Source organism: Vibrio sp. SCSIO 43136, assembly GCF_023716565.1.
Lineage (GTDB): Bacteria > Pseudomonadota > Gammaproteobacteria > Enterobacterales > Vibrionaceae > Vibrio.
This window is the reverse complement of the sequence record NZ_CP071849.1, coordinates 991,269-1,015,202: the sequence shown is the minus strand read 5'-3', so window position 1 is coordinate 1,015,202 and position 23,934 is coordinate 991,269. Positions and strand designations below refer to the sequence as shown.

The 23,934-nt window shown below is 43.6% G+C and carries 25 protein-coding genes and 1 pseudogene; 14 read left to right on the top strand and 12 right to left on the bottom strand.

Annotated elements, in window-relative coordinates:
- Positions 1-296: 296 nt before the first annotated feature.
- Together J4N39_RS19475 and J4N39_RS19470 are read right to left on the bottom strand one after the other, a co-directional pair.
- The gene (locus tag J4N39_RS19475) at positions 297-530 is read right to left on the bottom strand and encodes a hypothetical protein (protein ID WP_252024011.1); all 234 of its coding nucleotides are present in this window, start codon (positions 528-530) and stop codon (positions 297-299) included.
- Positions 531-1,379: 849 nt separating this feature from the next.
- Positions 1,380-1,556 (bottom strand): hypothetical protein, encoded by a 177-nt coding sequence (locus J4N39_RS19470; RefSeq protein WP_252024009.1) that lies wholly within the window; start codon positions 1,554-1,556, stop codon positions 1,380-1,382.
- Between the two features lie 854 nt (positions 1,557-2,410).
- On the opposite strand from J4N39_RS19470, the gene J4N39_RS19465 reads away from it, so the two are divergent.
- Together J4N39_RS19465 and J4N39_RS19460 are read left to right on the top strand one after the other, a co-directional pair.
- Positions 2,411-2,842, top strand: a complete 432-nt coding sequence (locus tag J4N39_RS19465; RefSeq protein WP_252026852.1) for an NUDIX hydrolase — start codon at positions 2,411-2,413, stop codon at positions 2,840-2,842.
- A gap of 702 nt (positions 2,843-3,544) precedes the next feature.
- Positions 3,545-4,468: a hypothetical protein gene (locus tag J4N39_RS19460; RefSeq protein WP_252024007.1), complete on the top strand. Its 924-nt coding sequence runs from the start codon at positions 3,545-3,547 to the stop codon at positions 4,466-4,468.
- Positions 4,469-4,614: 146 nt separating this feature from the next.
- Here J4N39_RS19460 and J4N39_RS19455 read toward each other — a convergent pair whose 3' ends face one another.
- Entirely contained in the window at positions 4,615-5,814 is a 1,200-nt protein-coding gene (locus J4N39_RS19455) for an IS4 family transposase (protein ID WP_252026849.1), read from the bottom strand.
- Between the two features lie 159 nt (positions 5,815-5,973).
- Here J4N39_RS19455 and J4N39_RS19450 point away from each other — a divergent pair, with 159 nt between their 5' ends.
- From J4N39_RS19450 to J4N39_RS19440, 3 genes are all read left to right on the top strand, one after another.
- Positions 5,974-6,591: a LysE family translocator gene (locus tag J4N39_RS19450; protein ID WP_252024005.1), complete on the top strand. Its 618-nt coding sequence runs from the start codon at positions 5,974-5,976 to the stop codon at positions 6,589-6,591.
- Positions 6,592-6,785: 194 nt separating this feature from the next.
- Positions 6,786-7,118 (top strand): type II toxin-antitoxin system RelE/ParE family toxin, encoded by a 333-nt coding sequence (locus tag J4N39_RS19445; protein WP_252024003.1) that lies wholly within the window; start codon positions 6,786-6,788, stop codon positions 7,116-7,118.
- Positions 7,105-7,419: a helix-turn-helix domain-containing protein gene (locus J4N39_RS19440; protein WP_252024001.1), complete on the top strand. Its 315-nt coding sequence runs from the start codon at positions 7,105-7,107 to the stop codon at positions 7,417-7,419. Before J4N39_RS19445 ends, J4N39_RS19440 begins: the two co-directional genes overlap by 14 nt.
- Before the next feature lie 378 nt (positions 7,420-7,797).
- Here J4N39_RS19440 and J4N39_RS19435 read toward each other — a convergent pair.
- From J4N39_RS19435 to J4N39_RS19425, 3 genes and pseudogenes are all read right to left on the bottom strand, one after another.
- Positions 7,798-8,746: pseudogene (locus J4N39_RS19435) on the bottom strand (IS110 family RNA-guided transposase).
- Positions 8,747-8,831: 85 nt separating this feature from the next.
- A complete protein-coding gene (locus J4N39_RS19430; protein WP_252023999.1) occupies positions 8,832-9,101 on the bottom strand; it encodes a type II toxin-antitoxin system YafQ family toxin in 270 nt (89 codons plus the stop codon).
- The gene (locus tag J4N39_RS19425) at positions 9,088-9,372 is read right to left on the bottom strand and encodes a type II toxin-antitoxin system RelB/DinJ family antitoxin (protein WP_252023997.1); all 285 of its coding nucleotides are present in this window, start codon (positions 9,370-9,372) and stop codon (positions 9,088-9,090) included. Before J4N39_RS19425 ends, J4N39_RS19430 begins: the two co-directional genes overlap by 14 nt.
- A gap of 195 nt (positions 9,373-9,567) precedes the next feature.
- Between J4N39_RS19425 and J4N39_RS19420 the strand changes: the two genes are divergently transcribed.
- From J4N39_RS19420 to J4N39_RS19410, 3 genes are all read left to right on the top strand, one after another.
- Positions 9,568-10,050 carry a tetratricopeptide repeat protein gene (locus J4N39_RS19420; protein WP_252023995.1) on the top strand — a complete coding sequence of 161 codons (483 nt, stop codon included), beginning with the start codon at positions 9,568-9,570 and terminating at the stop codon, positions 10,048-10,050.
- A gap of 233 nt (positions 10,051-10,283) precedes the next feature.
- Positions 10,284-10,553, top strand: a complete 270-nt coding sequence (locus tag J4N39_RS19415) for a type II toxin-antitoxin system TacA family antitoxin (RefSeq protein ID WP_252023994.1) — start codon at positions 10,284-10,286, stop codon at positions 10,551-10,553.
- On the top strand, positions 10,550-11,083 hold the full coding sequence (locus J4N39_RS19410) for a GNAT family N-acetyltransferase (protein ID WP_252023992.1): 534 nt from the start codon (positions 10,550-10,552) through the stop codon (positions 11,081-11,083). Before J4N39_RS19415 ends, J4N39_RS19410 begins: the two co-directional genes overlap by 4 nt.
- Positions 11,084-11,216: 133 nt before the next feature.
- Here the strand turns inward: J4N39_RS19410 and J4N39_RS19405 are convergent, their stop codons facing one another.
- Both J4N39_RS19405 and J4N39_RS19400 read right to left on the bottom strand, forming a co-directional pair.
- On the bottom strand, positions 11,217-11,507 hold the full coding sequence (locus J4N39_RS19405) for a type II toxin-antitoxin system RelE/ParE family toxin (protein WP_252023990.1): 291 nt from the start codon (positions 11,505-11,507) through the stop codon (positions 11,217-11,219).
- Positions 11,500-11,721 carry a TA system antitoxin ParD family protein gene (locus J4N39_RS19400; RefSeq protein WP_252023988.1) on the bottom strand — a complete coding sequence of 74 codons (222 nt, stop codon included), beginning with the start codon at positions 11,719-11,721 and terminating at the stop codon, positions 11,500-11,502. Before J4N39_RS19400 ends, J4N39_RS19405 begins: the two co-directional genes overlap by 8 nt.
- Before the next feature lie 173 nt (positions 11,722-11,894).
- Here J4N39_RS19400 and J4N39_RS19395 point away from each other — a divergent pair, with 173 nt between their 5' ends.
- From J4N39_RS19395 to J4N39_RS19380, 4 genes are all read left to right on the top strand, one after another.
- Positions 11,895-12,236: a DUF4144 family protein gene (locus tag J4N39_RS19395; RefSeq protein ID WP_252023987.1), complete on the top strand. Its 342-nt coding sequence runs from the start codon at positions 11,895-11,897 to the stop codon at positions 12,234-12,236.
- Positions 12,233-12,610, top strand: a complete 378-nt coding sequence (locus J4N39_RS19390; protein WP_252023986.1) for a hypothetical protein — start codon at positions 12,233-12,235, stop codon at positions 12,608-12,610. Before J4N39_RS19395 ends, J4N39_RS19390 begins: the two co-directional genes overlap by 4 nt.
- A gap of 56 nt (positions 12,611-12,666) precedes the next feature.
- Complete coding sequence (locus J4N39_RS19385) at positions 12,667-13,128, top strand: RidA family protein (RefSeq protein ID WP_252023985.1); 462 nt, start codon at positions 12,667-12,669, stop codon at positions 13,126-13,128.
- 96 nt (positions 13,129-13,224) lie between these two features.
- Positions 13,225-13,851: a LysE family translocator gene (locus J4N39_RS19380; RefSeq protein ID WP_252023984.1), complete on the top strand. Its 627-nt coding sequence runs from the start codon at positions 13,225-13,227 to the stop codon at positions 13,849-13,851.
- Positions 13,852-13,925: 74 nt separating this feature from the next.
- Here J4N39_RS19380 and J4N39_RS19375 read toward each other — a convergent pair whose 3' ends face one another.
- On the bottom strand, positions 13,926-15,767 hold the full coding sequence (locus tag J4N39_RS19375; RefSeq protein ID WP_252023983.1) for a M3 family metallopeptidase: 1,842 nt from the start codon (positions 15,765-15,767) through the stop codon (positions 13,926-13,928).
- 170 nt (positions 15,768-15,937) lie between these two features.
- Here J4N39_RS19375 and J4N39_RS19370 point away from each other — a divergent pair, with 170 nt between their 5' ends.
- Positions 15,938-18,010, top strand: a complete 2,073-nt coding sequence (locus J4N39_RS19370) for a sensor histidine kinase (RefSeq protein ID WP_252023982.1) — start codon at positions 15,938-15,940, stop codon at positions 18,008-18,010.
- Between the two features lie 26 nt (positions 18,011-18,036).
- Here the strand turns inward: J4N39_RS19370 and J4N39_RS19365 are convergent, their stop codons facing one another.
- Both J4N39_RS19365 and J4N39_RS19360 read right to left on the bottom strand, forming a co-directional pair.
- Positions 18,037-19,233, bottom strand: a complete 1,197-nt coding sequence (locus J4N39_RS19365) for an HD-GYP domain-containing protein (RefSeq protein WP_252023981.1) — start codon at positions 19,231-19,233, stop codon at positions 18,037-18,039.
- Positions 19,234-19,545: 312 nt separating this feature from the next.
- Positions 19,546-21,609 (bottom strand): alpha-amylase, encoded by a 2,064-nt coding sequence (locus J4N39_RS19360; RefSeq protein ID WP_252023980.1) that lies wholly within the window; start codon positions 21,607-21,609, stop codon positions 19,546-19,548.
- 215 nt (positions 21,610-21,824) lie between these two features.
- Here J4N39_RS19360 and J4N39_RS19355 point away from each other — a divergent pair, with 215 nt between their 5' ends.
- Positions 21,825-22,730 (top strand): aldo/keto reductase, encoded by a 906-nt coding sequence (locus J4N39_RS19355; protein WP_252023978.1) that lies wholly within the window; start codon positions 21,825-21,827, stop codon positions 22,728-22,730.
- 74 nt (positions 22,731-22,804) lie between these two features.
- On the opposite strand, the gene J4N39_RS19350 is transcribed toward J4N39_RS19355, so the two are convergent.
- Positions 22,805-23,545, bottom strand: a complete 741-nt coding sequence (locus tag J4N39_RS19350) for a MipA/OmpV family protein (protein WP_252023976.1) — start codon at positions 23,543-23,545, stop codon at positions 22,805-22,807.
- Positions 23,546-23,934: the final 389 nt, after the last annotated feature.

Below are 23,934 nucleotides of genomic sequence, written 5' to 3'. Positions count from 1 at the left end.
CCTTGTGTTCAAGTTGGTCAGCTGTCCATTTACATCAGCGTACGGTTTAAGTATTGTAAGTTAAATCAGCATCTTGGCACCAAGCCTTTAGCTTAGGGTGTGTTTGCAAACTAACAAGTGCTTGAAGTCGGACTGCCAACCTATGGCATTTTTGGTTCGAATTGGCTTTAGTGATTACGGTGGTCTGTTTGAGTGTTGTGCATTGGCAGCCGCTTAAGCAGGCGTTAGTTTGCGGTTTGAAAAGCCAGTCCAAATAAGAGCTTAGTTCTGTTTTTCGGGTGTTCACCTGTTCGTCTTCACCAAGCCATGTTCTTTCCGGTGGCACTTTGATTTAGGTGTTTGTGGTTCGCTCGTCGTTTACTGTAGCTTTCATTCATTTGGTGTTCGAAGGCGCTGCTTCTTTTTCGCTGAAACAGTGTTGGTAGAGTATGGACTTTACTGGTGTTGTTGTTGGCAACAGTGAAAGTATCCATTGCCATTCTGTCATAGCGTTTGGTCGCAAAATTCTGCGATTTTCTCTTCTTTGCCACGTGCGTTTATGCCTTGTGTTCAAGTTGGTCAGCTGTCCATTTACATCAGCGTACGGTTTAAGTATTGTAAGTTAAATCAGCATCTTGGCACCAAGCCTTTAGCTTAGGGTGTGTTTGCAAACTAACAAGTGCTTGAAGTCGGACTGCCAACCTATGGCATTTTTGGTTCGAATTGGCTTTAGTGATTACGGTGGTCTGTTTGAGTGTTGTGCATTGGCAGCCGCTTAAGCAGGCGTTAGTTTGCGGTTGGAAAAAGCTAGTCCAAATAAGAGCTTAGTCTAGTGTTTTGGGTGTTCACCTGTTCGTCTTCACCAAGCCAAATTCTCTCCGGTGGCACTTAGATTTAGGTGTTTGTGGCTCGCTCATCTTTTACTGAAGCTACCATTCGTTTGGTGTTCGGAGACGCTGCTTCTTTTTCGCTGAATCAGTGTCGGTAGAGTAGGGGGTTTACTGGTGCTGTTGTTGGCAACAGTGAAAGTATCCTCTGCCATTTTATGCCGGTGTTTGGTCAAAAAACTCTGCGATTGTCTCTTCTTTGCCACGTGCGTTTGTGCGGTGTGTTCGGGTTGGTCAGCTGTCCGTTTACATCAGCTTACAGTTTAAGTATTGTATTTTAAATCAGCATCTTGGCACCCAGCCATTGGCTTCGGGTGTGTTTGCAAACTAACAAGTGCTTGAAGTCGGACTGCCAACCTATGGCATTTTTGGTTCTAATTGGGTTTAGTGATTACGGTGGTCTGTTTAGGTGCAGTGCATTGGCAGCCGCTTAAGCAGGCGTTAGTTTGCGGTTTGAAAAGCCAGTCCAAATAAGAGCTTAGTTCTGTTTTTCGGGTGTTCACCTGTTCGTCTTCACCAAGCCATGTTCTTTCCGGTGGCACTTTGATTTAGGTGTTTGTGGTTCGCTCGTCGTTTACTGTAGCTTTCATTCATTTGGTGTTCGAAGGCGCTGCTTCTTTTTCGCTGAAACAGTGTTGGTAGAGTAGGGACTTTACTGGTGTTGTTGTTGGCAACAGTGAAAGTATCCATTGCCATTCTGTCATAGCGTTTGGTCGCAAAATTCTGCGATTTTCTCTTCTTTGCCACGTGCGTTTGTGCGGTGTGTTCAAGTTGGTCAGCTGTCCATTTACATCAGCGTACGGTTTAAGTATTGTAAGTTAAATCAGCATCTTGGCACCAAGCCTTTAGCTTAGGGTGTGTTTGCAAACTAACAAGTGCTTGAAGTCGGACTGCCAACCTATGGCATTTTTGGTTCGAATTGGCTTTAGTGATTACGGTGGTCTGTTTGAGTGTTGTGCATTGGCAGCCGCTTAAGCAGGCGTTAGTTTGCGGTTGGAAAAAGACAATCCAAATAAGAGCTTAGTTCATTTTCTGGGTGTCCACCTGTTCGTATTCACCAAGCCATGTTCTTTCCGGTGGCACTTTGAATTAAGTGTTTGTGGCTCGCTCGTCGTTTACTGTAGCTTTCATTCGTTTGGTGTTCGTAGGCGCTGCTTTTTTTTTCGCTGACACACCATCTATAGATATTGGGTTTTATTGGTGCTGTAGTTGGCAACAGTGAAAGTATCCTTTGCCATTTTGTCACAGTGTTTGGTCGCAAAACTCTGCGATTGTCGCTTCATTGCCAAGTGCGTTTGTGCGGTGTGTTCGAGTTGGTCAGCTGTCCGTTTACATCAGCGCACGGTTTAAGTATTGTATTTTAAATCAGCATCTTGGCATCTAGCCATTAGCTTAGGGTGGGCTGGCAAACTAACAAATGCTTCAAGTGGACTGCCAACCTATGGCATTTTTGGTTCAAATTGGGTTTAGTGATTACGGTGGTCTGTTTGAGTGCAGTGCATTGGCAGCCGCTTAAGCAGGCGTTATTGGCACGGGACAGTTCAGTGGAAGAAAGAGTACGAAATAGGGAAGTTAAAGTATGTCCAGTTGTACTGAGGATTTCAGAGAATGGTTGTGAATTGCTTCTGTTTAACCATCCGCTGGCTGACGTTCAGTTGGTAAAAGGTACATTGGAATTAACGGACTCTTCTATAGAAAGTGCTGCTTTGAGAGAACTCGAAGAGGAGTCTGGCTTATCTAATATTGTACAGACTCAGTATCTTGGTTGTTGGGAAAGTGGTTTCCAAAATCAATTGTGGCATTTTGTTCTTTGTGAAACAGAACAAGAACTACCCGATAGTTGGAAGTTTTATACACTAGATGATGGTGGTCATGAATTTAGTTTTTTTTGGTATAAGGTCGGAAGTAAGCCCGATTTTACATGCCACAAAGTATTCTCTGATGCCATTAAGCGAGTCGAGATGCTGTGCAAATAACAAATGCTTCAACCTGACTGCCAACCTATGGCTTTTTTGGTTCGGTTTGGCTTTAGTGATTACGGTGGTCTGTTTGAGTGTGGTGCATTTGGCAGCAAGTTAAGCAGGCGTTAGTTTGCGGTTAGAAAAAGCTAATCCAAATAAGAGCTTAGTTCAGTGTTTTGGGTGTTCACCTGTTCGTTCTCACCAAGCCCCGTTCTTTCCGGTGGCACTTTGATTTAGGTGTTTGTGGTTCGCTCATCATTTACTGGAGCTACCATTTTTTTGTTGTTCGTAGGCGCTGTTTCTTTTTCGCTGGAACACTATCTATAGAAGTGGGGGTTTTACTGGTGCTGTTGTTGGCAACAGTGAAAGTATCCTCTGCCATTTTGTCACAGTATTTGCTCGCAAAATTCTGCGATTGTCTCTTCTTTGCCACGTGCGTTTGTGCCTTGTGTTCAAGTTGGTCAGCTGTCCATTTACATCAGCGTACGGTTTAAGTATTGTAAGTTAAATCAGCATCTTGGCACCCAGCCTTTAGCTTAGGGTGTGTTGGCAAACTAACAAGTGCTTGAAGTCGGACTGCCAACCTATGGCATTTTTGGTTCAAATTGGGTTTAGTGATTACGGTGGTCTGCTTGAGTGTTGTGCATTGGCAGCCGCTTAAGCAGGCGTTATGTTCTAAGTCACAATGTATTATAATTAATGAGATAGATAAACCACATGCTTAATTGGTTAAAACTAAACCCTAATTTGGGGTTGGATAAACAGCCATTATTTTGGATATCAGTGCTACTGCCTCTTGTGATAGCTGTAGGTTTAGGGATGCCTATTTGGCTAAATTATACACTTGAGTTTTCAGAGGCTGCGTACGTGAGGTTTATGGATATAAGCCGGTTGCCTCTTGCCGTAAGTACTTTATCAATCCCATTAGGTGTACTGATTGGCAGAATTCATGGCACGAAACAAACATCTTTACAGATAGAGAAAGCGAATCTTCAACTTGAAAAATCTCAGCAGCAGCTAGAGCTGACATATAGTGAAAATAGGAAGAAAAATTACCTTGACCACTATGCGCATTTTAAAGAGTTTGTCACCAATATTGACGCTAGCATTTCTGTAGATCGTTTATATCGACAAATATTTCCCTCTGCCTCATTAACAAATGGAAACCTAGAAGTAGAAAAAGAATACTTCAGTGAATTGTTGTCAAACCTTAGTCGGTCTGTAGGGTTATATGGAAGATTGCGAGAAACAATATTTGAACTATATGACGATGGAGTGCGTGAACTTGCACCGGATGTGCAGCTGGAGTCAGAAGAGCTTGCTATGCAAGTAAACCTAATGTGTATGCTCACTTTTGTTCAAATGTCTGCAATTGATAAATGGGACCAACTAGATTGCAGTGACAAAGCAAAGTCAATAGATTCAAACATTATTTCAACTTTTAGTTATTTACATGCAGCTAATGATGGGCATATGAAAGCAATTAGTCTTCTGTCTAACCTTCTTTTGTTTGTCAATATTCATCACTCAGTTTCTTTTGAATCATGCACTGAATTTATTGATAAGCTTATCCGTGAAGAAGAAAGCAAAATAATAGATTTTGATGTAGAGCATTCAGGTAAGATTTTTGGTTACACTTAATTTTTTGGATTCAAAGCACATAACAAATTGCTTAAGAGTGACAGCTAACCTTTGGCATTTTTGGTTCGGTTGAGTTTAGTGATTACGGTGGTTTTGCTCAGGTTTCGTGGTTTAGCCGCACCTTAGCAAGGCGCTGGCGGATCCCCTCATAATTCGGTCATCCCACATAGGTGTGTTAGCCGTTGATATTCAACGATCGCCCAGCGATATTGCTGCTCTCGTATATGGTATCGCTTATGGGATCGCACCTCTCGGCCTAACCTAGGTATTGATAGCACTCGGCGATTTCTAATGGTGTTAGCTTGGAAGTCCTTTTGCCAGTTTGCTTGCATAGCTATTAATCCATTCCACCACATGATGATTTCGGCCAGCAGTGCCAAGAGTAACAAGATGTCGATACGCTTGATGCACCGAGTTCGGTTATGCCTTAATGCCAGTCCGTAAGCAGGACTTTTCAGGTCTCGGAAGGACTCTTCTATTTGCATTCGTTTGGAGTAAAGTCGAGTGACTTGAACACCATTCATAATGCTATGAGGCAGGTTAGTGACAAGCAGCCAAGGCTCTTTAGCCCCTTCGTGGAATACGGCGCCAGCAGAGTGTTTTTGACAAGTTCTACTGTGGCGGTGGGCTTTTCTTCCTTTGGGCAGTCCTTTATATAAGTAGGCGAAGCACTTTAATGGCGAGCGTTTTGCCAGTTCACATTTGCCGAGGAAGTGGGGCTTGTGAGTTGCTAGAGGGTAGAGTGTTTTGTTCCAGCACCAGTCTTGATTGGGCAACTTGATAGAGACTTCACCTCGGACGCGTCCTAGCCAAAACCACCCTTTATCTTCAACTTGTCTGAACCAAGTATTTCTGAAGCCAGCATCGGATACGATGATTGGAATGCAGTGCTGCGGAAGAATGGCTTTTAGTTTGTCTAAGAAGAGTAGATGGCTTTTGGGTGAGTTGTATTGTCGGTATTCAAAGGCTTGTTCGTAAACAGTGACGGCTCGTCCTTTAACAGCAACGGAAGCTCGTAAAGTCATATAACGCAACTGCTCTCGTACATCAGACCAATCGACAAGAATGACGGGGAACGGATTCGCCTTGGTAATAAGCGAGGCATGCCATTTATATATGTGGTCTTTTTCGAGGTGTAGGCTGTGGTTACCGAGCAGTCTATCGATTCGTTTAATGGAGTGTTTTACGGTGGTGCTTGAGTTGAGCGTTCGTCCGATTTTGGTGAGAGTCAAATCAGCACCTTCCAAGACGGAGCGAGTTGCAAGTATCAGAGAATTAAGTCGTTTTTTGTGAATATTAGGGCACTGCTGAGCCAGTGTTTGTTGTAGAATCTGAATATCGCACATCATTAAGAATCCTTTTCTTACCTATCTGTGAATTTGTGTTTTTGGCGAAATTCATTAGATCAGATAGGTTGATGTGCGTCTACTCATTGTTTTGAAAGGAAATTATGAGGGGGTTCGTAAGAATTGGGCGTTATAAGCTAAATTTTCACGGAGGAAAATATGAACATTGATGTATGGTTTACTTATGTTTTGACGGTATTGGTACTAATGAGTACTCCTGGACCAAGTCAACTTCTGATGTTATCGAATAGTATTGGTAGTGGCTTTAAGAGATCCATTTATACAGCAGCGGGGGACTTGACCGCGAACTTTTTCCAAATGGTCATCGCAGCTCTAGGTTTAGCCACAATCATTGCTAGCTCACAGTATTTTTTTACAATAGTGAAACGGGGAGGAGTAGCTTATTTGGTATATTTAGGTTTAAAACTAATGTTATCTAGCTCGAACAACTCTATTGAGTCACAAGGGCAACACCGCTCTAACTCATCGCTTTATTGGCAAGGCTTTATTACATCTGCAGCTAATCCTAAAGCAGTGATCTTCTTTGCCGCTTTGTTCCCTCAATTTATTAATTCTGATTCAGGGTTGCTAACACAGTTTGTGATCTTAAGTTCTACTTACCTAATAATGGACGGCATTTTCTTGTGTTGTTATGGAAAGTTTGCCGAATCAATAGCACATAGGCTTCATGGTAAAATGAAGCACCAATTAGATAAAGTGTCAGGTATGTTTCTAGTTTCGGCAGCTGTACTTTTAGGCAACAAAGAGGTGGGTTAGTGGCAGACGCTTATAACAAGGCGATTAAGTCGGATTCCCAACCGCGTGCTGGACTCGCTTCGCTCAAACATAGCACGCGCTTGCTCACCGCTTAGCTTGGCGTTATAGCTCAGTTTGACTTCTCACTCCTCAATGTAAGCTACGCTAGTCACGTATAGTTTGCTATCTCTACGCTATTTGCGTACACTTTCTGTATGAAAAGTGTATTTGTCGAATCAACCATTTTTGAAAAATACCGTAATGAATACCTCAGTGATGAAGAGTTTAGGCTGTTTCAAGCTGAGTTAATGTCCAACCCTAAACAGGGTGACGTGATTCAAGGTACAGGTGGTTTGCGCAAGATTCGAGTTGCAAGTAAAGGTAAGGGCAAGCGTGGTGGCTCTCGTGTTATCTATTACTTCCTCGATGAGAAGCGACGTTTCTACTTGCTAACCATTTATGGCAAGAATGAGATGTCGGATTTAACCGCAGACCAAAAGAAACAGTTAAAGTCTTTTATGGAGGCGTGGCGCAATGAGCAATCGTGACCTATTTGCAGAGTTAAGTAGCGCACTTGTTGAAGCTAAAGAGCACTCAGAGGGTAAGGTAACCCTAAAAACTCACCAAGTTAGTGACATTAGTGAGTTAAACATTTCACCCGATGAAATTGTTAGCATTCGAGAACAGTTTAATATGTCTCGTGGAGTATTTGCTCGCTTACTGCATACATCATCTCGCACACTGGAAAACTGGGAGCAGGGGCGCAGCGCACCAAATGGTCAAGCTGTAACACTTTTAAAACTAGTTCAGCGTCACCCAGAAACATTGTCACATATTGCTGAGCTATAACAAATTGCTTAAGAGTGACAGCTAACCTTTGGCATTTTTGATTCGGTTGGCTTCAGTGTTTACGTGGCTTTGCTTGGGTTCAGCGGTCGGTTAGCTGCACCTTAGCAAAGCTACATGGATTCCCCCGGCTGTCAAACATCCGCAAAACTATTGGCGATGGGTTTTGGACTGCCGCTCTACATTCGGTCTACTTGTCGATGGTTCAACATCGTGACCCTGATGACTTTGCGCGACTGCGGTGCCTTATTCGTTAGATGACATCAAAATGTGTCCGCCTTGCTAACAGGCTCTCCGCTCGTGGTTTTAACCTATCTCCATCCATTGCGTCTGCTATGACCCGGTGGGTGTAACTCTTACGTGGCTTAAGTTGGTTTAGGCTTAAGCAGCGTAGTTCTCATACTCCGTTTGGTTGTGTAACAGTGACCAGATAATACGAGCATTCTTTGCTGCGAGAGCCACTACTGCTCGGTTCATTCCTCGTCGCTCTATAACGCTCCGGCACCACTGGCTAAGCCTATCTTGTTTGTCACCTAAATTAGCGATGACGGTCCTTGCCCCGTGAACCAAGAGTGTTTGAAGATATTTATCTCCGTGTTTGGTTATTCTGCCCAGCCTTGGTTTGCCACCAGTGGAGTATTGTTTGGGGACTAAGCCTAGCCAGGCAGAGAAGTCTCGACTCTTATCGAACTGAGCACCATTGCCAATAGAAGCTAATATCGCTGTAGCCGTTTGCGGTCCAACGCCTCGAACTTTCATGATGCGTTGAACATTACTACTGACCTTAGCGAACGCATCGAATGTTTGCTCTGTATCGGCAATACGCTGGTTGAGGTGGTCGAGATGTTGATAAGCATCATGGAGAACAGCTCTTGCTAGTAGGGGTAGTTCATTTTGAGCATCTTCGAGCAGAGCGGAACTTGTTTCATTAGAGATGAACGTCCCACTGGGATAATAAGGCCAAATTCAGATAATAGTGCCCGAATACGATACATGATGGCCGTTCGCTCACGAACCCAATGTTCACGCATCCGATGCACAGACAGTATGGCTTGCTGCACTGGTGATTTTGTCGGGACAAAACGAGTTGAGGGACGTTGAACCGCTTCGCAGATGGCAACCGCATCGTTGAGGTCATTCTTGCCCAGTAATGTGCACCACCGCACGCTTCCAAGCCTATACGCATATGCGGGAGGTTTGATATTGTGGTCAGTAACTTAGAGCGGGTGACAGACTTGTGTAGGATGACTTTGCCAGTTGAGTCAACGACATGAATGCTGAACTGGTTTTTAGCTAAGTCGATACCGCCAAAGAATGAATAATCAGACATGGTGCCTCCGGTTTTAATAGTGACCACAAGAGTGTGGCAGATCCTCGGGAGGGGGAATCCATGTCATTCGTTATGTGCTTAAATACTAAAATAGCTCGCTATGTGAGCCAATTCTCGCTAACTGTAAGGTTTTCTCGTGTACACGGTAAATCAGTAACAAGTCTGGTTTGATGTGGCAATCTCGAAAACCCGCCCAGTTTCCCGATAGCGGGTGATCGACATTTTTTGCACAGAGTGTCTCACCTCTCTGAAGTTTGGATATGATGTTGCCAACTTCGATTACGTCAGGAATTGGTAGCTTAGTAACTTTCTTGAAGTCTTTTTTAAACTGTGTCGAGTATTCAAGAAGATACATTGGTAACTTTGCCATCGGTTAGTGTATCGAAGAGTGAGTCAATAGACTCGGCTTTATGACCTTGTCCAGCAACAAGCTCATGCATAGCCTCAATGCTCTCTTGATTTGGCTGTTTGACCTTTAGTTCAAAAGGAATACCGCCGTGGTTGATAACCGCACGAGCAAACAGTTTAATTGCTTGAGATGGGCTCAGGCCGACTTCATCACAGATGTTAGTAAAAGCAACTTTCGTATCGTGGTCAATACGTGTGCTCAGCATTTCATTTTTCATGGTATGCCCCTTATGTATTGCAATGTTATACATGGTAGCACAATGTGTAGCGTCGGCACATAACAAATTGTTCAAGCTGGCAGCTAACTTTTGGCATTTTGGGTTTGGTTGGCTTCAGTGAGCATGTGGCTTTACTTGGTTTTCGTGGTAGGTTAGCTGCAACTTAGCAAGGCGTCATAAGCTTCGAGGAAAATTATGGAAAGTATCATCAAACAAGCAATTGAATTGCGGAAACAGGGTAAGTATCAAGAGTCGAGAGCTTTGCTAAAAACGCTGCTAAACGATGACACTTGTTCTGCTAAAGCTCACTTGCAAATTGCTTGGTCATACGACAACGAAGGTAAAGAGCAAGAAGCGATTACTCATTATCTGTCATCTCTTTCAGGTCTTTTATCGTCGGTAGAAAGGTTCAATGCTTTGTTTGGCCTAGCGAGTACTTATCGAAGCCTTGGCATGTATTCGGAGGCTTTAAGCTACTTTGAGAAAACTCTAAGAGAGTACCCTAGTTCCATTGAAGTTCAGCCATTCTATGCCATGTGTCTCTACAACTTGGGACGCCATAAAGAAGCAACATCATTACTACTCGAACTTTTAGTATCAACCACGAACAGTGATGCAATTAAAGAGTATCAGCGAGCTATTTCTTTATACGCAGAAGATTTAGATAGAAAGTGGTAAAACGAAACACGCTTATAACAAGTGCTTCATGTGGACTGCCAACCTATGGCATTTTTGGTTCGAATTTGCTTTAGTGATTATGGTGGTCTGTTTAAGCACAGTGCAGTTGGCATCAATTTAAGCAGGCGTTATATTCAATCCACTTCCGTAAAGCTTCCGTACGAATTGTATGTGTGTAAAGTTTGCTCTATAATCCTTGTGATTACGGAATGGTTCCGTACACAGGAGGATTTATGGCAACAGCACGTTTAGATATCCGCCTTGATGAAGAAATCAAAGCGAAGGCAGAAAAAGCATCTGCTTTACTTGGCCTCAAGAGTTTAACTGAATATGTCGTTAGGCTTATGGATGAAGACTCGACTCACGTTATCGAAGAGCATGAAAGTATTGTTGTTAAGGACAATGTTTTTGATGAATTTGTGGCTGCATGTGACAAAGCAAAAGCACCAAACTCAGCACTACTTGAAGCGGTACAGTTCACAGACGAGAGTGGCATTAAGTGAGTTGGGGTAAAGAGTTCGTAGAACTGAGCAAATCATCACATGACCGCAACTCATTTGATTGTGGTGAGCAAGAACTTAATATGTTTATCAGAACTCAAGCTGCAAAGCATATGCAGGCTGGTATTAGCCGTACAATGGTCCTACCTAGCACTCAACCTTTGCTAAATCAGAAGTTTGCTATCTGTGCTTTCTATAGCGTTGCGCCTAGTTCAATTAGCCGTGAAACGCTACCAACACATATGGCGAAGAAACTGCCTAGATATCCTGTTCCTGTATTTCTCTTGGCTCAACTGGCAGTCCACAAAGAGTTTCATGGTTCCGGGCTGGGTAAGATCAGCTTGATCCGTTCGCTAAAGTACTTGTGGGAAGTTAATCATCACATGAGAGCGTATGCAATCGTGGTGGATTGCCTCACAGACTCAGCCCAAGCTTTTTACACTAAGTTTGGTTTTGAGGTTCTGTGTGAGCACAATGGTCATATCCGTATGTTTTTGCCAATGAAAACGGTCGAACAGCTCTTCACTCAATAAGCACCGAATATAACAAATTGCTTAAGAGTGACGGCTAACCTTTGGCAATTTTGGTTCAGTTGAGTTCAGTGATTACGGTGGCTTTGCTTGGGTTTCGTGGTGGTTAGCCATACCTTAGCAAGGCGTCTATGGCTCAGTAGAAGTTTTTGACATCCCGGTAGAAATTTTCGTGAGAGCCCATTGCAATTAGCTCTAAAGTAACAGTACCGTCTTCGTAGCTGTATCCGAGTAAAGTAAGTTGCTTTACCATCTTGAACTTGTGTATGCGAAGAAAGGATAGATCGCCTTTCTTTTGCTCGCCCAAATACGGATCTTTCAGTAGTTCTCTGATAGCGTTATCAAGATCTGTTTTTTGGTTTTTGTGTAGTTTTTTGACTGCTTTTTTGAAACTAGGGGTTTGAAGTACAGAGGTGATCTTAGTCAAATCTGTATTCCTCTAACTTGCCAGCTTCTTTTTCAGCCTTTGCAATAATCGCTTGTTTTACAAATTCATAAGGTAGGTCTGGGTTATCTTCCATCATTTCACCGATTTTAGCCCAGTGTTCAATTTGCTTAGGAGTAGTGCGGTTAAGTGCTTTCGCCATGATAGCGGCTTTGTCAAAAAGATCTTGGTCAATACGTACGCTTGCAGTTGGCATAATTGTAGTCCTATGGGGGTGTATATTTATCCAACTGTAGCAACCTGCTACAATTGATGCAAGTAGAGTCATAACAGATTGCTTAAGAGTGACAGCAAACCTTTGGCATTTTGGGTTAGCTTGGCTTTAGTCATCACGTGTATCGCAAAGCTTTAAACTAACAGGATTGATAAATGATTTCTTGGCCTTGTGTTTTCAAATTGGACGGCGATTCTGAGTTAATGTATCTAGGCTCTGAATCACTGCTCAAAATTGAATTGGACGGACTAATTTGGGACAGCTCAGATCGTCTTATAGACAGTAAAGGCCATTGCTACCTAGTTAAAGCCCAAGGTGACAGTTACGTCTTCGAATCCGAAAACGTGCAGCTGAGTCTATTCGCTATAACCCAGTTAATCCAAGAACATGAGTTTTCAAAAGCGGAAGTTTGCCTTACTAAGATACAGTTCACATCTATAGAAGAAGCCATCAGTTCATTTCTATATACAAGCTCAATACATCACGGAGCCACATGAGACAACAATACCACTTCCGAAACTCAGAAAAGGGTTTGCTCGCATGGGATATATTTCGTCTCATCGAGCTTTCTCGCAAGCTTCCCGTCATTGAAATAAACCTCTCAGATATTCAAGAACTTGACGAGGAATTTTGGTACGACCTTGGTGGAGCACGCCCAACCTGTCGGAATGTTTTAGAACATGCGTCGCTAATTCAAAATGCAGACCTTTCGTATCCCATCATTTTATGTCATGAAGGTCGAGTCATGGATGGCATGCATCGGGTTTGTAAGGCTGTGATGTTAGGTAAGGAGACTATTAGCGCAGTTCAGTTTTCCACTTACTTGGAACCTGACTATGTTGGTGTCGCTTCTGACGATCTACCTTATTAGACAGGCAAAGTATTTCATGCTGTAACGATTATCAAGCAAGTTATCATGGAAGGTATATGAGTATTGAAAATAGGTTATTGGAGCTCGGTCTAGAATTGCCTGTAGCAAGTGATCCACAAGGCAGCTATTGCAACTGTGTTAGGACGGGGAACTTACTGTATGTCTCTGGTAAAGGACCTGTAGCAGGCTTGGATGAAGTACCTAAGGGCAAGCTAGGTCAAGAATACACAACCGAGCAAGGGTATTCATTTGCAAAAGCTACGGGTTTGGATATTTTGGCTGCGGTAAAGTTGGAGTTGGGGTCATTAGATAAGGTGGCCCGAGTGGTTAAACTCCAAGGCTTTGTTAACGCCACAAGTGATTTTGAACAACACCCTAAGGTGTTAGATGGATGCTCTGATTTGATGGCAGATGTCTTTGGTGAAAAGGGGGTTCACGCCCGCTCCGTGTTCGGTGCAATATCAGTGAGAGGCAACTTACCAATCATTATTGATTCAATCTTCGAGGTTGATAACTAGTAAACGTGCGCTTGGTTTGGTTGATATAACTCTTACATCGAGGCTAAGCTTTTCAACTTACCAAATTGAGATAATACCTAAATACACGGAGGTTACATGTTCCCACTTGAGGTATTCATAACCTATACATTGGCTTGCCTGTTGTTAGTGATCTCTCCAGGGCCGGATAACCTGCTCGCCATTGGTCGAGGTCTTAGTCAAGGCCGAATTGCTGCTATTATGTCAGGGTTCTCTTCGGGTGCTGGTATTTTGTTTCATGTTGTCGCTGCAACGTTTGGGCTTACCCTTCTCATACAAACCTCTGAAGTGGCATTTTACGTTGTCAAATTGGTTGGGGCGGCATACTTGATCTGGCTCGGAGTTAAGGTTCTTCGTTCAAGGAATCTGTTTTCGTTGGAGCCTGCCAAGAAGCAGTCACTTAAAGTTATTTTTTCTACTGGATTTTTATCGGCAGCGCTTAACCCAAAACCGGGGATGTTTGTTTTAGCGTTTGTCCCTCAATTTGTTAATCCTGCACTAGGGTCAGTGACGACGCAAATGATCGGTTATGGTGTTTGGTTTGCGTTGTTAACGGCGTTGGGCTTTAGTCTTATGGGTGTTTTCTCATCTCAGCTATCTGATTGGTTTCGAAATAAGCCAAAACTGGTCTCAGGGTTGAACATTGGTGCTGGGTTAACATTTGTCTCTTCTGGGCTGGCCGTTGCATTTATGAAGCAGCGTTAAGTACTGTACGACTCTAATAAACAAAGGGCTTTACTTGTTAGTAAAGCCCTTTTTCGTGTCTCATAGAGTGTACGTTAGTAAGTCTTTTCTATGTACTGTTCAAATTGCTCGAACATCTCTTGATCTGATTTGGCATTGTTCGCCAGCAGAGTGTCACCATCAATGATTTTGATAGTCGCATTGAGCGGGCTCGGTGGTGTTTGCGGGCGACTACTTGATTGAATGATTTTTTGTTCCTCAGCAGCCCACGCCGCTTCAGGGCTTAGATTGCACGCATCAGCAAGAAATTGGCTGCTAAATTCTTGGTTAGTGAGGCTCATGATGCTTTCATGATGAGATTGGCTATTGCCTTTTAACCAGTAGTGCTTGGCAAGTTCTGGGCCGATATTTGGGTTATCTGTTAGATAGCCGTACTTGTTGGTAAAAAAGGCTCGGGTTTGATAAACCGCCATATTTGCGAGCAGATAGCCGTGGTAGCAACAGGCGGAATCATCGCCTAGGATGTGAGGTACGGCTATCACAGGTCGGTGACTGCATTCGAGGCCAAGGATTTTCTTCTCCACTTGGCGTGCAAGTCTTGTGACGTTGTCCGCAGTTAGCTGGGATTCGTCCATTTCATAAAGAGCACTTTCAAAATAAGACACCACCATTAGGCTGCGTTCTGTATAGGCTTTGAATGGTTGCTTGCTGTCGATAATCTCTTTCAGTAGGGCATCTGGCACCACTTCGCCTTGATCGTTAAATGCATAACGCTTGAGCCAGTCAGCATCGCCTAGCAAGCTATCGCAGAACATTGATTGGGTTTCTGCGTATGCCATCGACATAGGTGCAAACTCATGGGAGAAACAAGGCGAGTTCATCCGCATGTTAGAAAAGTGCGCCGCATGCCCGCCTTCATGGAAAAGAGTGTTGATACCATCATAGCCGCTACCGACTTGGTCAGGTTTGGCATTGCTAGTGAAGTTAACTTTAGCGGCAATCCATTCGTCACCTTTGTAATAGCCAGGATTTGGTCCGTGGCAAAACCCATTGGGAAACTTACCTTTGCGATCGAGGAGGTCTAGAGTCAATTCAGCGTCACAAAACTCAATATTTAAACGGCCAAAGGACTCGACCCAACGTCGCAATGATTTGGAAAAAGGTACATATTGATCGAGCTTACGTTGACTGTCACCACTGAAGGCGTATACAAAGTTGTACCCCTTGAGCACTTGTGGTCCTTTTTGCTCAGAAAGGTGTTTCTGGCTGGCAAAGTTGGTGTCTCGGGTGGCTTGCTCGAAGCTATCTAACATCGAAAACAGGGTCTGAGTCGATATGTGCTCAATCTTATTTACCGTGTATTCGAAATAGTTTTTAAAACCTAATTCTCGTGCAAACTTATTGCGCATTTTAACCAGATCAAGGTAGCCATTGGCCAACACCCATTGTTCTAAATCGAGCAATGCTTGGTGGGAAGATTGACGTACTACTTCGCTGTCACTGGTATGAATGTTTGATGCCAAGACAGGTAACGAAGCTTCTATCTGCTCGCCATTCTCATCGGTGTAAAACAGGGTGTGATGTTTTTTCTTTTCGAAGATCTCGCTAGTAAAGGCGATGATCTCAGCCCTTAACTTTCTACCCGCTTCAGATTCGATAGCGTAGGCTTCAAACATGGTGAGCCAGCCTTGTAACGCTTGTGAAGTGAGTTTGCGCTCTTGTGGGTCTTGGATATTCTTCGCTTGCTCAAGGTAATTGCGAGTAGTGGCAATGTTGGATGGGTCGCTAAGGTATTCGCTAAGTTCCGTATCCGCGTTGGCGAGGTCTTGCTTCTCGCCGCTTAAGTCCATGTAGTTATGCCAAAAAGCATTTTCTTTTGCATGATGAAGTGAAAGGTAGTGATTATCTAACTGCTCAAGATATTCCGTTGGCTTCATTCGTCGTCCCTATCTAGATGAATCAAGTTTTGCCAGGCGACCATATCACACCTGTTGCCTAGTGATTGAGATCTTTACACTGTTTTGGAATCTTTCTTTAGTTGAGCTCGAAGATAAAGCATGAAATCGCCAATAGCTCCTATACTTATAGGGTGATAGAGGATGCTTTGATGAATCAAATCCAACACTTGCTGCGCCGACTAAAGATCAGAAATAGACTGATGTTTGGCTATCTACTTTTGTTTCTGTTGGTCTTAAACGCTGCTGATTTCTCTCTTTACTTTATGGTTCGCCATTCGATGCAGCAAAGCGTCGAAAAAGAGCTGAGTCGCTCGACGCATGCCATAGAAAATCAAATCGAAACAGCAGCAAAACTCACTGTTAGGAACCATCTGTACACCATTTCTCAGGTGAACTATCAAAATGTTGAAAGGGCGTATCAGGCATTTCAAGTAGGTGAAATATCCGAAGGTGAAGCGAAAATAAGGGCAGCAAGCGCATTAGTAGGGCAGGTGATTGGGCAGAGCGGTTATCCATATGTTGTCGATTCTAAGGGGATGATTCGTGTCCACCCTAAACAACAGTTACTTAATGTTAGCCTCGCAGACTTTGAGTTCATTCAGCAACAGATGGTTATGAAAGAGGGGTATATTGAGTACGAATGGAAAAACCCTGATGAGCAAGTCATGCGGCCGAAAGCTTTATACATGGTCTACTTTGAGCCTTGGGACTGGATCATTTCGGCTTCTTCCTATCGCTCAGAATTCAATGATTTGGTCAATATCTCTGATTTTGAAGCCTCAGTAAAAGACTACAAATTTGGCGAGTCTGGATACACCTATGTAATAGATCAACAGGGAAACTTTATTGTTCACCCTTTTTTGTCTGGCAACTTCTATCAAACGAAAGACTCGAACGGTTATGCGTTTGTACAGGACATCATCAAACGAAAGGAAGGGACTCTTTTTTATACTTGGCGAAATCCACAAGAACCGGAATATCGAGAAAAGCTGGCAAATTTCAGCTATTTGGAAGAGTTCGGCTGGTACATCGTATCTTCCACTTACACAGATGAGCTTTACCAACCGCTGGACCAGTTTACTCGTTTTAATTTGATAGTTTTGGCTATTTCTATCGCCATTGTTATTCCTTCAAACTTGCTACTCAGTCGCTCCATCGTACAGCCGTTAAGTTCGATCATGACGGCGATTAAAGCCGCGTCACAGCGAGACTACAGCGTGAGAATAGAAGGTGCGCATCAATCTAATGATGAGCTAGGTAAACTTGGCCAATTTTTCAATCACTTCATGGATAAACTGGATGGATTTACTCGGGAACTTAAAGCGCAAATTAAGGAAAAGGAGCATGCGCAGCTTCGTCAGGTAGAGTTAAACCATGAGCTAGAAACGCTTAACCACACGTTAGAGCTTAAAGTTGAAGAACGTACTCAAGAACTACAGCAATCGATGCAAAATTTGGCTCGAATGCAAGATAAGTTGGTTGAATCTGAGAAAATGGCTTCGATGGGCAACTTAGTGGCAGGTGTGGCTCACGAGATCAATACGCCTTTAGGTAGCGCTCTGACTATTGCAAGTCACATGGACGAAAAGAACCGCTCTCTTATCAAAGATGTCGATGAGGGTAAGTTAAGAAAAGATGTTTTGGTCAAATTCCTGGATAACAATCACGAAAGTCTCAATGTGATCGGCAGCAGCTTGGAACGAGTGTCGACACTGATCGGCAAGTTTAAGTTGGTGTCGGTTGATGGAGATTACGGACAGGTAAGTGAAGTACATTTACGTTCATTGTTGGATGACATGTGTGCCTATCTACTCAATCGGCCTGACAACGTCGACATTGTGTGCGAAGTAGATGATACGATTGTCCTGACAAGCTACCCGCAGGTGTTGATTACCATATTGACTGAGCTTTTGACTAACTCCATAACCCACGGTTTTGAAGAGGGAGTTAGTGGTAAAATAGTGGTTACTGCCAAGCTCAACGAGCAACGAGTGATTATTGATTATCAAGACAATGGGCAGGGGGTAAGCGATGACGTTGGTAGTCGCCTGTTTGAGCCATTTGTCACTTCTAATCGAATTGAAGGTAGTTCTGGCTTAGGTATGCACTATGTCTACAACTTAGTGACGCAAAAGCTCGGGGGTGATATTCGCTGGGTTAAAGAGTATCAATCGGGCTTTCACTTGATGTTGGAGCTGCCTAGTACCTTCAATGAACGATAAAAAAAGCGCTCTTCTGAGCGCTTTTTTTACGAATCAAAGAACGCAGTAGCGTCTACTTCTAGGTTACTCGGGGCTATTGCCTTGGTAATCTTGAGCTCAGAACGCTTCAAGTCAATGAAGCTCACATCAGTAAAGCGTTTGTAACGTCGCGAGTAAAACACTTTTACTTCTGGCTTTAGTGCTTGTTGTTCGTTGGTTGTCCATACTATGCCGACTTTGCCGTCACTGAGCTCAACAATAGAGCCTACAGGGTAAACACCGATGCAGTTGATAAACTTATATACCAGTTCCTGATCGAGATGGAAAGGTGTCAGACTGAGTAAGATCTTAAAGGCTTCAGCTGAACTCATGCCTTCTTTATAACAACGCTGAGCGGTTAAGGCGTCATAGATATCGACGATACAGCTCATACGGCCGTAAATAGGGATCTCTTCACCCTTTAAACCATTCGGGTAACCGTTTCCATCCAGTTTTTCATGGTGCATCAAGCAGACGTTTTTGCTGATCTCATTCAAGCCCTGAACGGTAGGAATGATCTCTTCAGCAAACACTTGATGTTTCTTCATGTGTTCAAACTCATCGGCAGTGAGTTTGCCTGGTTTGTTCAGCACTTTGTCATCGACTTTAATCTTGCCGATATCATGCAAGATACCGCCTACGGCAAGGTGTTTCAGCGTGTCTTTATCAAACTCTAAAAACTTACCAAACGTTACTAGCAAGCATGCGACATTGACAGAGTGCTCGAGCAGGTAAGTATCTTTGCTGCGCAACGCAGATACACATTTGATGGCATCTGGGTCGACCAATATCGTGTCGATAACATCGTCAGCCCAATCATCGATAGGGCCAAGGTCGATCGGCTTACCGTTGAAGGTCTCGTTTAAGATTTTCTGAGCAAGGCCACGGGCCTCTGTGATGAGTTGCTTGGCTTTTTTGTTGCGAATCGAGCGATCGCCCAAAGGTTTTCTCGCAACTGGTTGCGGTTCTTCGACCTTAACTTCAACAGGCACGGGTTTGAACGTACATTTTTTAGAAGAAAGCGACTCGTCTACCCACACAAATTTAACCCCACTTTTATGCAGTTGAGAGATGCCTGCTTGAGACGACACTCGACCAGCGTTTGCAAGGTTAACGCGTTCACTTTGTTCGATAGCTGTAACAAACATGCCGAGTTGAACATCAGAGATTGCGATTTTGATAGAATTGTCTGGATTGAACTGCATTAACTAAAACCAATGGAGAATTTAACGGCGATACTGTAACAAAATATCGCTAATTTGCCACAGTAAATGTGAACGTTCCCACAGTACGTTGTGAAAACTGTTATATAAAGAAACTTTCAAGCGCATCTCACATCACACAAATGACTTTTCTATAAAAAGCATAGTTAGCCAATCAGATTTAGCAAAGCAATAGTGTGTTAGAAAACGCAATAATTGAGGGCGGTGCCCTTGAGCTAGTTTCGAAAGAAAAAAGACACCCACCATGCATCAAGGCAGGCACAGTGGGCGCCAATTTCTTACTTTAGTGTCTGTCTATTTGGCAGCTTTACCTGCAAAGTAGATGACGACTTTGTCGTCACCAAGACTGCGCATAAACGCATAGCCGTTGTCTTGATCTATCTGTTGGTGTACACCTGCGCCTACGGCAGGGTGAGCACTTCTGAATTGGCCAAGAGTTTGCCAGTGTTGTAGTAGGGCGCTTTGTTCCTGGTTTAGCTTCCATTCCATATCAGAACGTGTGCTTTGATGGAAATCATCGGCATAAGGTCCTGGCTTACGAGCGACTTCATCGCCGTAGTACACCTGAACAGCACCTGGGCTGAGTAGTAACGCATTTGCCGCAGAACGCTGCATGTCCATATCTTTGAATCGACCAAAGAACAGTTCGGTATCATGAGATGAAATGTAACTCACTGGGTTGAAATCTTTTTCGGTTTGTATGGTGTTAGCGTAGTCCGCATAGGTTGCTTCCATTTGTGAGAAACAAGCGGCACCTTTATCCATTTTTTTCTGCATATCAAAGTTGATTAGTGCATCAAAACCGTCATCGAAGTACGGGCTTCGATAAGCATTGTGACCCCAGACTTCACCCATCATCCAAAATGGTTCATCACCAGCATTATTGTCTTTTTTCCATTGTGCCAGTGCTTGGGTCGCTTCTTGTTTCAGTCGTTTCCATACGTCACCTTCAACGTGCTTAACGGTATCGACTCGGAAACCATCAATACCAAAGCGTTTTACCCAATCACTTTGCCATTCAATAAGGTAATCGCTTACGGTAAAGTTCTCTTTGTGAGTAACGCGAGTGCCTGGGTTGTCTAGTAGCCATTTCGGAGGTGTTACAAATTTGTCTGATTCAGTGATAAAGTCAGGCAGGCCCGCCAGTGCTTTGGTGATATCTGAACTGCCCGGAGCCTGATAACCGGGTAGTCCTGCTCTTACCCAATCTGGGCCCCACCACTGGCTCCAGTTTTGGTGGTTGTAGTCCACTTGTTGGTGGTAGCTGTGCCAGTTTTCACCGGAATTTGGTTTCCAATCTTGCCATTGTTTTGGCCAGTTACTGGCTGGCGAAACAACATCAATACCATCGTGTTGCAGATCTGCCAATGTAGAATAGCCACTGTGGTTAACGACCGCATCGAGTAGCACTTTGATGCCACGTTTATGCGCTTCCTCTACTAACGTTTTTAAGTCTTGATCGTTGCCAAAGTTATTGTCGATCTTGGTAAAGTCTCGTGTCCAATAACCGTGGTAACCGTAAAATGGGAACGAGCCTTTATCACCGCCCCCAACAAAGCCGTGTACCTGCTCAACGATAGGTGAAAGCCAAATGGCAGTGGTGCCTAGCGATTGGATGTAATCTAGCTTTTCAATCACACCTTTTAAGTCACCGCCGTGGAAAGTTCCAACTTCATCTTTCCCATCTTTATGACGACCATAACTATTGTCGTTGCTGGTATCGGCATTGTTAAAACGGTCAACCATCACAAAGTAGATGTTGGCATTGCGCCACTCTTCAGCTTTCTGCTCAACGGGCTTCGCTACAGATTCAAGTAATACGATGCCACCACTGTTTGGTGCTGGAGTAAGTACCACTTTTCCATTTTCGACTTTGGCTTGTTGGCCACTATATGCGTCACGTACTTGCTCGCCATCGGCAAATGCGTGACCTACTGCGATGGTGACTTCGCCGCCCGAATAGACTTCGCACTCAACTTTTGGCAGTGGGCGCTTGAATTCTGTGTTAGTACTTTTCTTTGGTTGTCGCTTGAGGGCGATGGTTTGATTGGTTTGATCGTAGGTAAAGGCATAATCACCATTAAAACGTACTTTAAACTTAAGCTCTGTTGGGCTGCCACAGTTTAATGATAGTGGGCGATTGAATTTGACTTTCTGATTGGCCTCAGCAACGCAGTTACCTTCAACACCGTTGATGGTAAAGGTGTATTCGGACTTGTTAAGTGGAACCACAAGTGGAGTGTCTGCGCTTAATGGAAAATCGCGACTATTGGTCGATGTCGCAATAGTAATATTTGGTTCAGCAAATGCGTTGCTTGCTACGATAGCAACACTGGCTGCAAGTAATGTACGTTTCATGGTGCTTTCCCTATTTTTTGTAAAATTGTAACTAGGGATGAGCGCTCATACATCATTCGCAGTCACTACGCCCCAAACTACAACCTTGATCATAAAAATGGCTTGAGGGGCGTAGATGTGAACAGATTGCTATGTTAGCCAGATCTAATAATTGTTGCTGTAGATGGGTAATCACCATAGGATTAACACAAATTGTGATTAATGGAGTACGCAACATGGTTAGCAAACTAGCAATGGCCAACCAGGGCCCTGAGTTTTCAGAACTCGTACAAGGGTATTGGCGATTGGCGGAATGGGGAATGACACCTCAACAGCGTCTAACTTTTCTAAAGCAGCACTTAGATCTTGGTATTACAACGGTAGACCATGCTGATATTTATGGTGGTTATCAATGTGAGCAGCTATTTGGTGAAGCGCTTGCGCTTGAACCAAGCGTTCGCAAACAACTCGAGATAGTAACCAAATGCGATATCAACCTAACGGCTGCCCATCCTGAGCGCAAAATTAATCATTACGACACCAGCAAAAAGCATATTTTCACCTCAGTTGATAATTCACTTCAACGCTTGGGTATCGATGAAATTGATGTACTGCTGATTCATCGTCCTGATGCGTTGATGGATGCAGACGAAGTTGCTGAAGCTTTTGGAGAGCTTCTTAAAGTAGGTAAAGTGAAGCATTTTGGTGTGTCTAACTTTACTCCAAGCCAATTCTCTTTGTTGCAGTCTCGCTTAAGTAAGGCGTTGGTGACCAACCAGGTAGAAATTAATCCAGTGAACTTCGATGTAGTGCATGATGGCACACTTGACCAATTACAGATGGAACGAATCCGTCCAATGGCATGGTCATGCCTTGCAGGTGGTGAAATCTTTAATGGGCAATCAGAGCAGTTGGTTCGTCTTCGTAAAGAGCTTGAGTCGATTGCGAAAGAAATCGGCGCTGCATCCATAGAGCAAGTGATTTATGCATGGGTAAGGCGACTGCCAAGTAAGCCGGTGCCAATTATTGGCTCTGGCAAGATCGAGCGTGTACAGCAAGCGGTTGAAGGTTTGTCACTAGAGCTAACCCGCGAACAGTGGTATCGAGTTTGGGTTGCATCTAAAGGACATGGGGTGCCATAGACACTTGCCATATACGAGATAAACAAAAAACCGCTAAGTTTGATGCTTAGCGGTTTTTTATTAGGTCTGCATACTTAGTAGCCGGCAAACTGGTAGGTGACGGCAAACTCTAAAGACCAACCGTAATCTCTTTGCACCAGAGGACTGTTGTATTCGTGAGCTTCTACTTGTGCTTTGGTCACGACAATCAGCTTCCGAGATAGATCATAGCGTCCAATCAACCCCGCTTTATAAGTAAACGTAGAATCAGAGCTGTATTGAGATAGGCCACTCGCTGCCGCTTCTTGCGCTGAGACGTTATATAGGTGACCTGACAATTTTTTGTCGCGCCAATCAAGCTGTAAATACGGCGTGAGTTCAAAACGGCGGAAAACGTAATCCAGAGGCTGGCTAACGTATAACTGAACTTCGTGGCCACTGTGCGTACTGGTGATGTCGTAAAGATATGTGGCTCTCACGTTTTGATCGCCAAACGTAACACCGATGTCCATGTTGCCTTTACGCTCATCAATTCCAGTTGGTGCTGAGGCAAATATTCCTCCAACCTCTGATGGTCGCCAATAGCCGGTAACTCCTAGCTTAAAGTGCGGTAAAACGTAGTAGTTGACCAGTGTATCGTCAATAAAGCCCTCACGCCCTTCATAGTAAACGGTGGGTACTAATCGCCAGATAGCAGTGTCATTAGTAGAAAAGGTACTTTGGCCAAACCACGCATAAGCCCCCGCATAACCATAACTTTCATCTCGATTGGTAATGACTTGTGCCTGAAGGGTGGAACTAAGCAGCAGAAGTAGTAACAGAGATTTTTTCATCATCGACGTCCATGAACATTATTGCCACTTGCCGTTTAAGTGGCGTCTTTATTTAGAATAAGCAATTTTTATACCCAAATAGAAGTCAATTAACTGTTGTGGTGTCAGATAGTTGCGATAAATCACAGGGGTAACGGTTAGTGTATCAATAGGTATTACATAAAATTTCAGTGATTGTACTTGGTTCCTGTCAATATATTTTTATTGGGGTGGTGTTCTGTATAGGTGTTTTTTTATCGAGAATTTCAACGCTTTTCCCGGATGAATTTCACCAAGAATTTGGTCAAGCAATAAGAGTGTTGTTCAGAACTTATGCAATAGCTCGATAAATCTGCGGGAGCCTAGTGTGTTACAGTTTGAGTGAATTCTGAACTAATTATGCTTGATAACAA